Here is a 10,462-nt window from a genome sequence, read left to right on the forward strand (position 1 = left end):
TAGTGGTACGAGCATGTGCGACCCGTTGGAGGGACCGTGGAGACTGATATCGATCCGCGCAGCCTGATAGGCCGCAAGGCGTTCGACCGCGACGGCCACCGGCTCGGCACGGTGGACGAGGTGTACCTCGACGACGCCACGGGGATCCCGGAGTGGGCCGCGGTCCGCACCGGGCTGTTCAGCCGTGATGCCTTTGTCCCGCTCGCCCCCAGCACTCTGGTGAACGACGCGCTCCAGGTCCCCTTCGAGCGCGCGCTGATCAAGGACGCCCCCGATTTCGGTGTCGGCCGCCATCTCTCGCCGGAGCAGGAACTCCAGCTCTACCACCACTACGGCATCGCCCTCCCCGATCCTGAGCCCGAGCCGCCGGAGGGGTCCGCCTCCCTGTCCGACCGGGACTCCGAACGCGACTTCGGCCGGCTGGCCGGCCAGGACGACTGACCGGGGTCCGCCTCCGGCCCGGGCACCAGGGGCAGCGGTTCGGAGAGCGTCAGATCGGGGTCGTCGACCCAGAAGGTCCGCACCCGCCCCGGCACGGACCCGGGCTCCTCGAACCGTACGGTCACCCGCCGCAGCCCGCTGCCCTGCACCCAGCCCGCTCCGTACTCGGTGTGCCGCACATCGTGTCCGGCCGGGAAGCGCCGCTCGGCGGGCGCCTCCGGCTCCTGGGCACTCCCGTCGGGCCGCGCCGGTGCGGGCTCGGGCGCGGGCGCGGCGGCGGGTGCCGGTACGGGCCGGTCGGCCGCGGCCTGCGCGAACAGATCCTCCTGCGTGAAGTCCGCGAGCCCCGTCACCCCCACCCCCAGCAGCCGCACCCCGCCCGTCGTGTCCACCGACTCCAGCAACCGCCCCGCCGCCTCCCGCACCACTCCCGGATCGTCCGTGGGCCCGCGCAGCGTCTCCGACCGGGTCAGTGTCGAGAAGTCGTACCGCCGCACCTTCAGCACCACCGTCCGCCCGGAGTGCCCGCCGGCCCGCAGCCGCTCCACACAGCGGTCCGCGAGCCGGTCCACCTCCGTGCGCACCCGTACCCGGTCGTGCAGATCGACATCGAAGGTGTCCTCGACCGACACGGACTTGGTCTCCCGCTCCGACACCACAGGCCGGTCGTCGTGCCCCAGCGCCATCCGGTACAGCGAGGCGCCGTGCGCCTTCCCCAGCAGCCGTACGAGTTCGTCCTCGCCCGCCTCGGCCAGCTCGGCGACCGTGGTCATCCCGGCCCGGCGCAGATGCTCCCCGGTCGCGGGCCCCACCCCGGGCAGGGTGCGCACCGGCATCGGCCCCAGCAGCTCCCGCTCCGTGCCGGGCTCGATGACGACCAGCCCGTCGGGCTTGGCCTGCTCCGAGCCGATCTTCGCGAGCATCTTGGACCCGGCGAGCCCCACCGACCCGGTCAGCCCGGTGACAGCCCTGATGTCCGCCCGCAGCCGCTCGCCGGCCGCGCGCGCCGACGCCGTGTCATGGGCCGAGCCGCCCGCCTCCAGGTCCACGAAGGCCTCGTCCAGGCTCAGCGGCTCCACCAGCGGCGAGAGCCGCGCGAGCAGCTCCATGACCTGCTCGCTCACCGCGCGGTAGAGCGAGAAGCGCGGCACCAGATACGCCGCGTTCGGCGCCAGCCGTCTCGCCTGGGCCATCGGCATCGCGGAGTGCACCCCGAAGGGCCGCGCCTCGTACGACGCCGTCGACACCACCCCGCGCGGCCCCAGCCCGCCCACGACCACCGGTTTTCCGCGCAGACTCGGCTTCGCCGCCTGCTCGGCGGCGGCGAAGAAGGCATCCATGTCCAGATGCAGGATCGTCGGCGCGGATCTCACAGGACCGATGCTGCCTCACACCACTGACAATCGGCCCGGTGTCCGGCGGTCAGACCGCCCGGTCCCGGCGCCGGCGCGCCAGCTCGTCGGCCGGGTTGTGCCCGACCAGGGTCTCGCCGGTGTCGATCCGCTCCCCGTGGAGCTGCGACAGGGCCGCCTCGACGTCCCGCCACACCACCCCCACGGCGATCCCGAAGACGCCCTGCCCGCCCTGGAGCAGGGTCACGACCTCGTCGGGCGAGGTGCACTCATGGACGGTCGCACCGTCGCTCATGAGCGTCATGCGCTCCAGGTCCCGGAACCCGCGGGCCCGCAGGTGCTGGACCGCCGCCCGGATGTTCTGCAGCGCGACCCCGGTGTCCAGGAACCGCTTCACGATCTTGAGGACAACCACATCGCGGAAGCTGTAGAGCCGCTGTGTGCCCGATCCGTACGCCGGCCGCACGCTCGGCTCGACCAGCCCCGTCCGGGCCCAGTAGTCCAACTGGCGGTAGGTGATCCCGGCCGCCGCGCACGCGGTCGGACCGCGGTATCCGACCGTCTCCGCCCCGGGGTCGTGCGCACTGCCGTGAGGCGGATACGGACCGCCCGCCGCCGTACTGTCGCCGCTGCTTCTCACGCCGACCCTCCGTCCTAGACCTGCCTTGTCGAAGGTAGGCAGTCACCCGGGGTGCGTCAACGATCGCCACACTCGCCACGCCGAGTGATAATCACCCTGAGAGTGGTTTCCCGTGCCCCGTTCCGGGGAAAGGATGGCCGGATGCGCTGACGGAGCCCGGATCGGCGCTCACCGGCGGCCGCTCACTGGCTGTTGGTTCCGAAGTCCTCCGGCGAGATCTGGTCGAGGAACTCGCGGAACTTCTCCACCTCGTCCTCCTGCTCGTCCGGGATCGCGATACCCGCGTCGTCGAGCACCCCGTCACTGCCGTAGATCGGCGTGCCCGTGCGCAGCGCCAGCGCTATGGCGTCGGACGGCCGGGCGCTCACCTCCACGCCGCTGGCGAAGACCAGCTCCGCGTAGAAGACCCCTTCGCGCAGGTCCGTGATCCGGACCTCGGTCAGCTCCTGGCCCACCGCCTCAAGGACATCCTTGAAGAGATCATGGGTCAGCGGCCTCGCCGGAGCCATGCCCTGCTGTGCGAAGGCAATGGCGGTCGCCTCCCCCGGTCCGATCCAGATGGGGAGGTACCGGTCGCCTCCCACTTCACGCAGGAGCACGATCGGTTGGTTGGAGGGCATTTCCACCCGGACACCCACAACGTCGAGCTCGTTCACACAGCAACCCTAGGACGTGCCCGGCAGGTTTGGGTAGTCGGGCTCCCCCGCGATCAGTGCTGCCGGACCCCGAGGGCCGTCCGTACCAGCGCCGCGTGCAGCCGTACGGACAGCGCCGCCAGCTCCTTCGTGGTGGCCTCGGCATGGGCCCTGGTCTGCGGATTACGGTGTCTGCGCAGCGGCGCCACCACCTGTTCGACCAGTCCCGCCTCGCGCTCGGCGGCGGCTTTCATCGCCCGGAGATGCCGTGGCTCAAGACCGAATCTCCCCAGATCCGAGACAAGTCTCGCGACCGTGACGGACTCCGCGTCGTACCCGCCGTCCGGCATCGGAGTGATGAGGCCGTACGCCTCCCACTCGTCGAGCGTGCCCTCGCCGACCTCGGCGGCGGCCAGCAGCTCCTCGCGCCCGATCCTGGCCGCAGTGGAATCCTCGGGCTCCGGCTCCCCGGCGCCGGTCGGCAGAGACCCGCGTTCCGGGGCCGGCAGCTCCGGCTGCTCGCCGCGGGCACGGGCGTCGAGCTTCTCCCGGACGGCCTTCAGCGGAAGACAGTGGTCCCGCCGCATCCGCAGGACGTCGGTCAGTCGCTCGACGTCCTCGGGACTGAATTTCCGGTAACCGGAGGGGGTTCTGCGCGGCTCGACCAGCCCCTCCGACTCCAGGAAACGGATTGTGGAGACGGAGATCCCGGGAAACTCCTCCCGGAGACGGCCGAGCACCGCGCCGATACTCATCAGCTCGCCCGTGGGGGCGGTGCCGTGACCGGCACCGCCCGTAGGTGGTCGCAGCATGGACCTTCCCTGAGGGTCACACGCCCCGCTGGCTCGCGTAGAAGACCAGCCGGTACTTGCCGATCTGGACCTCGTCGCCGTTCGCCAGCAGGACCGAATCGATCCGCTCACGATTGACGTACGTACCGTTCAGGCTGCCGACGTCCGAGACGGTGAAGCGCCCGTCCGCGCCCCGGCGGAACTCCACATGGCGGCGCGACACGGTCACGTCGTCAAGGAAGATGTCGCTCTGCGGATGGCGGCCGGCCGTGGTCAGCTCGCTGTCCAGGAGGAAGCGGCTGCCCGAGTTCGGACCACGGCGCACCACCAGCAGCGCGGAGCCCGGCGGCAGCGCGTCGACGGCGGCCTGCGCCTCCGGCGTGAGCGAGGGAAGCGCCGTCTGGCCGGTCACTTCGGAGTCGTACGCCTCAAGACCCGAGATGGAGATCGTCGACGTCGTCTCCGAGGCACGCTCGGCAGGCGCCCCGCCCCGCAGCGGCGCACCGCAGTTGGAGCAGAACCGGCTCGATTCCGCGTTCCGGTGTCCGCACCTCGTACAGACCGGCAAGCCCGCCATAGTGGGATCCTCCTGCCGCGACTGCCCCGCCGGGGCAGATGATTCCCCGAAACCTATGCGGCCGGGGCCTGCAGGGTCAACAGACGACGCGCCGGAGGCGTCGCCGCCCACCTGGTCGCGGAAGAGCGGACGCTCGCCGCTCTGCTCCTCGCTCTGACCATGGCGCGACGCGCGGTGGCGGGCCGAGCCGCCGCCTTCCTCGCGGGCGCTCTTGCCGAACAACTTCCCAAACAACTTCACGGGCGATTCCCCTTGACCGAAACAGACCCGCCCGTGGGGCAGGACGAACCCTGAATGAACACACCTGCCGACCCGGACATCTTGACAACGTCCGTATCCACCGGACAGTTTCCACCACACACCACGCTGATCGTGCGCCGACCCCCCGCAAGCTCATGCCCGCGTCCGACTGCCGCCATGCCCCGCCGGCTCACCCCGACGACGACCGAGCGTAGTCAGGCCGCTCCGCCGGTCGCAAGGCATCCACAACGATCTTCTCAGCCCGTGTCACCGTGGCCGTGGCCTGCTCCTTCTCCAGCGTCTGGACCACTCCGCCGGGAATGTTGAGGGCGGGCTCCAGATCCTGCGGCCGGCCGATGACCTTGAACTCGTACGGCGCCGTCACCGGCCGTCCGTCCACCTCGACATCGCCGCCCGCACCCGAGAAGTAGGTGTCCGCGACCACCCGGACGCCGTCCACCTGGATGGCTTCTGCGCCGGCCGCCCGCAGCTCCTGGATCGTGTCGAGCAGCATGTCCGGCTCGACCGCGCTGTTCGGATCGCTGATCGTCAGGCTGATACCGGGTCCCTGGGCGGCGACCGTACCGGCCAGGACACCGAGCTGCTGGGCCTTCTCCAGCGTCTGTCTACGGGCCTCCTCGGCCTGGTCCGAGCTGTTCTCCAGCTCGGTGCGCTGGTCGTCGAGCCGTTGCTTCTCGTCCTCCAGCCGCTGGGTGCGGTCGTCCAGTTCGTCGAGGATGCGGACCAGGTCCTCCTGGCGGGCGCCGCGCAGCGCGCTGTCGTCGTTGTTGGACGTGACCTGGATCGCGAGCCCGAGTCCGAGCACGAACAGCAGGCCCGCGACGGTCAGTTGGGCCCGGGTGACCCGGGGCGGCCACAGCCCCGCCGCCAACCGCTGACGGCCGGTGAGCTGTTCGGGCTCCGGCACCGGCGGCATGCCCGTACCGGCCGTACCGTTCGCGTCCTTGGGTGTCTCCACACTGGTCATTGGCGTCACGCCCGGAAGACATGCCGGCGGATCGCGGCAGCGTTGGAGAAGATCCGGATACCGAACACGACGACCACCCCCGTGGACAACTGCGCGCCCACGCCCAGCTTGTCGCCGAGGAACACGATCAGCGCCGCCACCACCACGTTCGACAGGAAGGAGACCACGAACACCTTGTCGACGAAGATCCCGTCGAGCATGGCCCGCAGGCCGCCGAAGACCGCGTCGAGGGCGGCGACGACGGCGATCGGCAGATAGGGCTCGACCACCGCCGGCACCTCGGGCCGGACCAACAGTCCGACCACGACTCCCACGACGAGGCCCAGTACGGCGATCACGATGTGCCCTTCCCGGTGTCTGCCGTGCCCTGCCCGTCGCCCTTCCCGGCGTCGGCGGCCCCCGGCTCTGCTGTACGTACGATCAGGCTCGGCGCGGCAGGCAGACGCACCTCTTCCTGATCGGAAATGCTGGTGCGGATGTCGAAGTTCTGCTGCAACGAGTGCAGATACCGGCCATCGGCACTGTCCTGGAACGCGGTGCTCAGCTTCTTTCCGTCCCCCACCGCGAGCACCGTGTACGGCGGCACCAGTGGCCTGTTGTCGACCAGTACGGCATCGCCCGCGGCCCGGATCGCCGACAGCGATGTCAGCCGCTGCCCGTTGATCGCGATCGCTTCCGCGCCCGACTCCCAGAGGCCGTTGACGACTCTCTGCATGTCACGGTCGCGTACCCGGCCCGTGTCGGAGAAGCCCCCGCTGTCCCGCGGCCCGCCGCCGTCCGACCCCGATTCCCTGGCGTCGTCGACCACAAGCTTCACACCGGGCCCGCGCACCGGAGTCGCGCCCGCCAGCAGGGCGATCCGCTCACCGGTGTCGCCGCCGTGCGCGCGCAGAGCAGCACGCTGACGCGCCACCACCTCGCCGCGGAGCTTCTCGACCGACTTCTCCAGCTCGTCGGCCGTCGACGTCTCCGCGTTGATGCGGTCGATCAGCTCCTCGCGCTCCTTGGCCACGACCGGCGCCGAGATCCGCGCCTGGGCGGCGCCCACCGTGACCACCAGAGCGGCCAGTACCAGACCGGCCGCGAGCCACAGCTTCGCGCGAAGCGTGCTGGGCAGACCGCCGTCCTCGGCGTCCCTGCGGGCCGCCGCCTCCGCGTACCCCTCGTCGAGGCTGTGATCCATCACATTGTTCAGCAGCGACATCGACGCATCGGGGCGGACGGGCGGAGAAGCGGTGCTCCGAATGGGGGGCTGCTGCGGCATGCCGCACATCGTCGCACGTCGCGACCGCTACCGCCGAATGGCCCCACCGGTGTGCCGGACGCCCTCCGGGGCATGTCCGGCACACCGGTACGACTCGCCCTACGGGCCCTGGTGACCTGCGCCGTCGACCACGGCGGACCACTCGTCGAGCAGCGCCTGGGCCGACGCGTCATCCGGGCCTTCCGCCCACAGATGAGTGATGGCCTCCGCCGGGTCGGGCAGCACCATCACCCAGCGGCCGTCGGCCTCCACGACCCGTACTCCGTCGGTCGTGTCGACCTGCCGGTCCCCGGCCGCCTCCACGACGCTGCGCATGACGAGGCCCTTGACGGCCCAGGGCGTGGCCAGATCGCGCCGCAGCACATGGGCGCGGGGGATACGGGCGTCGATCTGACTGAGAGTGAGCTGCGTACGCGCCACCAGGCCGATCAGCCGGACAAAGGCCGCCGTACCGTCCAGGACACTGCTGAACTCCGGGACGATGAAGGCTCCGCGGCCGTCGCCGCCGAAGATCGTGGACTCCTCGCGGCCCACCCGGGTCAGATCGTCCGGCGAGGTCGTCGTCCACGCCACCTGCGTGCCGTGGTACGCGGCGACCTGCTCGGCGATCCTCGTGGTCGTCACCGGCAGCGCCACCCGGCCGCTGCGCCGCTCGGCGGCCACCAGGTCGAGCAGCACCAGCAGGGCACGGTCGTCCTCGATGATCCGGCCGCGCTCGTCGACCAGCGACAGCCGCTCGCCGACGGGGTCGAAGCGCACCCCGAACGCGGCACGCGCCGAAGCGACGATCTCACCGAGCCTGACCAGTCCGGAACGGCGCGACTCGACCGTCTCCGTCGGCCGGGACTCGTCCAGACCGGGGTTGATGGTCAGCGCGTCCACCCCGAGCCGGCCGAGCAGGCTGGGCAGAACGAGTCCCGCGCTGCCGTTGGACGCGTCGACCACGACCTTGAGCGCCGCCTCCGAGATCCCCGACGTATCGACATTGCGCAGCAGCGAGCCGGTGTACGAGTCGAAGACGCTGGAGGGGAAGTGCAGGTCCCCGATCTCACCCGGGAAGGCGCGCCGGTACTCCTGGCGCGCGTATACGCGGTCGAGTTTGCGCTGGCCGGCCTGGGAGAGATCCGCGCCGCGCTCGTCAAAGAACATGATGTCCACGGAGTCCGGCACGCCCGGAGAAGTACGGATCATGATCCCGCCGGCGCTGCCCCGGCCGGTCTGCTGCCGGGCGACGGGCAGCGGTACGTTCTCCAAGTCCCTTACGTCGATGGCGCTGGACTGGAGCGAGGAGATCACGGCCCGCTTGAGGGCGCGCGCACCACGGGAGTGGTCACGCGCCGTAGTGACGGTGGAGCCCTTCTTGAGAGTCGTGGCGTACGCGCCCGCCAGCCGCACCACCACTTCCGGCGTGATCTCGACGTTGAGGATGCCCGAGACCCCGCGGGCGCCGAACAGATGCGCCTGCCCCCGGGACTCCCAGATGACCGAGGTGTTGACGAACGCGCCGGCCTCGATGGTCTTGAACGGGTAGACCCGCACATTGCCCTGGATGATCGATTCCTCGCCGACGAGGCACTCGTCGCCGATGACCGCGCCGTCCTCGATCCGGGCGGCGCGCATGATGTCGGTGTTCCTGCCGATCACACAGCCACGCAGATTGCTGTGCTGTCCGATATAGACGTTGTCATGGACGACGGCTCTGTGGAGGAACGCACCGGTCTTGACGACCACATTGGATCCGACGACGGTGTGCTCACGGATTTCCGCGTCGGCTTCGACCTTGGCGTAGTCCCCGATGTACAGCGGCCCGCGCAGGACGGCGTCGGGATGGACCTCGGCGCCTTCGGCGACCCAGACGCCCGGCGAGATCTCGAAACCGTCGATGTCGACATCGACCTTGCCCTCCAGGACATCGGCCTGGGCCTTCACATAGCTCTCGTGTGTGCCCACGTCCTCCCAGTAGCCCTCGGCGATATAGCCGTAGACCCGCTTGCCTTCCTTCATGAGCTGAGGGAAGACATCGCCGGACCAGTCCACCGAGACATCCGCCTCGACATAGTCGAAGACCTCGGGCTCCATCACATAGATGCCCGTGTTGACGGTGTCCGAGAAGACCTGGCCCCAGGTGGGCTTCTCCAGGAAACGCTCGACCTTTCCTTCCTCGTCCACGATGGTGATGCCGAATTCCAGCGGATTCGGAACCCGGGTCAGGCACACCGTCACCAGTGCGCCCTTCTCCTTGTGGAAGGCGATGAGGTCGGTCAGATCGAAGTCGGTGAGCGCGTCGCCGGAAATGACGAGGAAGGCATCGTCCTTCAGCGCCTCCTCCGCATTTTTCACGCTCCCCGCGGTGCCGAGCGGCTTCTCCTCGTTGGCGTAGGTGAGCTCCATACCGAGCTCTTCACCGTCGCCGAAATAGTTCTTGACGAGGGAGGCAAGGAATTGCACGGTTACAACGGTCTCGCTGAGCCCATGGCGCTTGAGCAGCCGCAGCACATGCTCCATGATCGGCCGGTTCACCACCGGCAGGAGCGGCTTGGGCATGCTCGAGGTCATAGGGCGAAGCCGAGTGCCTTCGCCACCAGCCATCACGACGGCCTTCATGTCGGAAGCGTCCTCCTTGAAGAGACGGTCTCGCCGACTTCACCCGTCTGGACAGCGGCCCCAAAGGCGTCAGGCGTGCGCCGGCGACACTGCACGGCACACTCGACGAGCTAATCGGCCGCGGTGTCCGCCTTCACGAGCCGGCGGACCTGGACCACATACAGGATCCCTGCCCACCAGTAGAGAGTTGTACCCCATCCGGCGAACGCCCATCCGAAAACTTCGGCGAGTGACGCAAGCCAACCGCTTCCGTCGCTCAGGAGCAGGAGCGGGAAGGCGTACATCAAGTTGAAGGTAGCCGCCTTCCCCAGGAAGTTCACCTGGGGTGGCGGATAGCCATGCCTGCGAAGGATTCCCACCATCACCAGAAGCATCAGCTCGCGGGCCAAAAGGGCGGCGGTGAGCCACAGCGGCAGGATCTCGCGCCAGGTGAGACCGACGAGAGTGGAAAGGATGTAGAGCCGGTCCGCGGCGGGGTCCAGCAGCCGGCCGAGGCTGCTGATCTGGTTCCAGCGGCGGGCGAGCTTCCCGTCGAGATAGTCACTGACACCGCTCAGCATGAGGACCAGCAATGCCCAGCCGTCGCTGTTCGGTCCGCCGAACTCGGGGCGAAGGATCAGCCACAGGAAGAGGGGGACGCCGACGAGCCGGGCCATGCTGAGGATGTTGGGGACGGTGAGCACCCGGTCCGTCTGAACGCGAGTCTCCTGGACCTCCACCCGGGGGCCTCCTGTGTGGAACGTGCCAACGATGCGTCCCGACCTTACCCTCAGCGTCTGCGGCGGAGTGCAAGGGGGTAAGCAAGCAGAAATGCCCCGTACCGGTAAACGATACGGGGCATTCCTTATAAAGTTTGTTCGGCGGCGTCCTACTCTCCCACAGGGTCCCCCCTGCAGTACCATCGGCGCTGTAAGGCTTAGCTTCCGGGTT

At 69.3% G+C, this 10,462-nt stretch carries 11 protein-coding genes and 1 rRNA gene; 1 reads left to right on the plus strand and 11 read right to left on the minus strand.

Features of this window, described 5'->3' with window-relative positions; translation table 11 throughout:
* The first annotated feature begins 36 nt into the window (after positions 1-36).
* Positions 37-441 carry a PRC-barrel domain-containing protein gene (locus ACFU9P_RS24075; RefSeq protein WP_376384437.1) on the plus strand — a complete coding sequence of 135 codons (405 nt, stop codon included), beginning with the start codon at positions 37-39 and terminating at the stop codon, positions 439-441.
* On the opposite strand, the gene ACFU9P_RS24080 is transcribed toward ACFU9P_RS24075, so the two are convergent.
* The 11 genes from ACFU9P_RS24080 to rrf form a co-directional block, all read right to left on the minus strand.
* The gene (locus ACFU9P_RS24080; RefSeq protein ID WP_376384434.1) at positions 330-1,814 is read right to left on the minus strand and encodes a DNA polymerase IV; all 1,485 of its coding nucleotides are present in this window, start codon (positions 1,812-1,814) and stop codon (positions 330-332) included. The genes ACFU9P_RS24075 and ACFU9P_RS24080 overlap by 112 nt on opposite strands.
* Before the next feature lie 49 nt (positions 1,815-1,863).
* A complete protein-coding gene (locus ACFU9P_RS24085) occupies positions 1,864-2,433 on the minus strand; it encodes a MerR family transcriptional regulator (protein WP_376384432.1) in 570 nt (189 codons plus the stop codon).
* 182 nt (positions 2,434-2,615) lie between these two features.
* Entirely contained in the window at positions 2,616-3,089 is a 474-nt protein-coding gene (locus ACFU9P_RS24090) for a bifunctional nuclease family protein (protein ID WP_006123076.1), read from the minus strand.
* Positions 3,090-3,142: 53 nt separating this feature from the next.
* Complete coding sequence (locus tag ACFU9P_RS24095) at positions 3,143-3,880, minus strand: MerR family transcriptional regulator (protein ID WP_376384429.1); 738 nt, start codon at positions 3,878-3,880, stop codon at positions 3,143-3,145.
* 16 nt (positions 3,881-3,896) lie between these two features.
* Complete coding sequence (locus ACFU9P_RS24100; RefSeq protein WP_376384558.1) at positions 3,897-4,718, minus strand: FHA domain-containing protein; 822 nt, start codon at positions 4,716-4,718, stop codon at positions 3,897-3,899.
* A 148-nt stretch (positions 4,719-4,866) separates the two neighbouring features.
* Entirely contained in the window at positions 4,867-5,613 is a 747-nt protein-coding gene (locus tag ACFU9P_RS24105; RefSeq protein WP_384084260.1) for a DUF881 domain-containing protein, read from the minus strand.
* A 56-nt stretch (positions 5,614-5,669) separates the two neighbouring features.
* Complete coding sequence (locus tag ACFU9P_RS24110) at positions 5,670-6,002, minus strand: small basic family protein (protein WP_023543062.1); 333 nt, start codon at positions 6,000-6,002, stop codon at positions 5,670-5,672.
* The gene (locus ACFU9P_RS24115) at positions 5,999-6,928 is read right to left on the minus strand and encodes a DUF881 domain-containing protein (protein ID WP_376384427.1); all 930 of its coding nucleotides are present in this window, start codon (positions 6,926-6,928) and stop codon (positions 5,999-6,001) included. The genes ACFU9P_RS24110 and ACFU9P_RS24115 overlap by 4 nt, the downstream gene beginning before the upstream one ends.
* Before the next feature lie 99 nt (positions 6,929-7,027).
* Positions 7,028-9,532 (minus strand): sugar phosphate nucleotidyltransferase, encoded by a 2,505-nt coding sequence (locus ACFU9P_RS24120; RefSeq protein WP_376384424.1) that lies wholly within the window; start codon positions 9,530-9,532, stop codon positions 7,028-7,030.
* 110 nt (positions 9,533-9,642) lie between these two features.
* On the minus strand, positions 9,643-10,251 hold the full coding sequence (locus ACFU9P_RS24125) for a CDP-alcohol phosphatidyltransferase family protein (RefSeq protein ID WP_046507525.1): 609 nt from the start codon (positions 10,249-10,251) through the stop codon (positions 9,643-9,645).
* A 136-nt stretch (positions 10,252-10,387) separates the two neighbouring features.
* Positions 10,388-10,462: ribosomal RNA gene (gene rrf, locus ACFU9P_RS24130) — 5S ribosomal RNA — on the minus strand; the annotation flags it as partial.

The organism is Streptomyces sp. NPDC057617, from assembly GCF_042800555.1.
Lineage (GTDB): Bacteria > Actinomycetota > Actinomycetes > Streptomycetales > Streptomycetaceae > Streptomyces.

Excerpts from the sequence above, each read along its gene's own strand:
- ACFU9P_RS24095 (WP_376384429.1), bottom strand. The coding sequence starts at position 3,880 with ATGCTGCGACCACCTACGGGCGGTGCCGGTCACGGCACCGCCCCCACG.
- ACFU9P_RS24105 (WP_384084260.1), bottom strand. The coding sequence starts at position 5,613 with ATGCCGCCGGTGCCGGAGCCCGAACAGCTCACCGGCCGTCAGCGGTTG.
- ACFU9P_RS24115 (WP_376384427.1), bottom strand. The coding sequence starts at position 6,928 with ATGCCGCAGCAGCCCCCCATTCGGAGCACCGCTTCTCCGCCCGTCCGC.
- ACFU9P_RS24120 (WP_376384424.1), bottom strand. The coding sequence starts at position 9,532 with ATGAAGGCCGTCGTGATGGCTGGTGGCGAAGGCACTCGGCTTCGCCCT.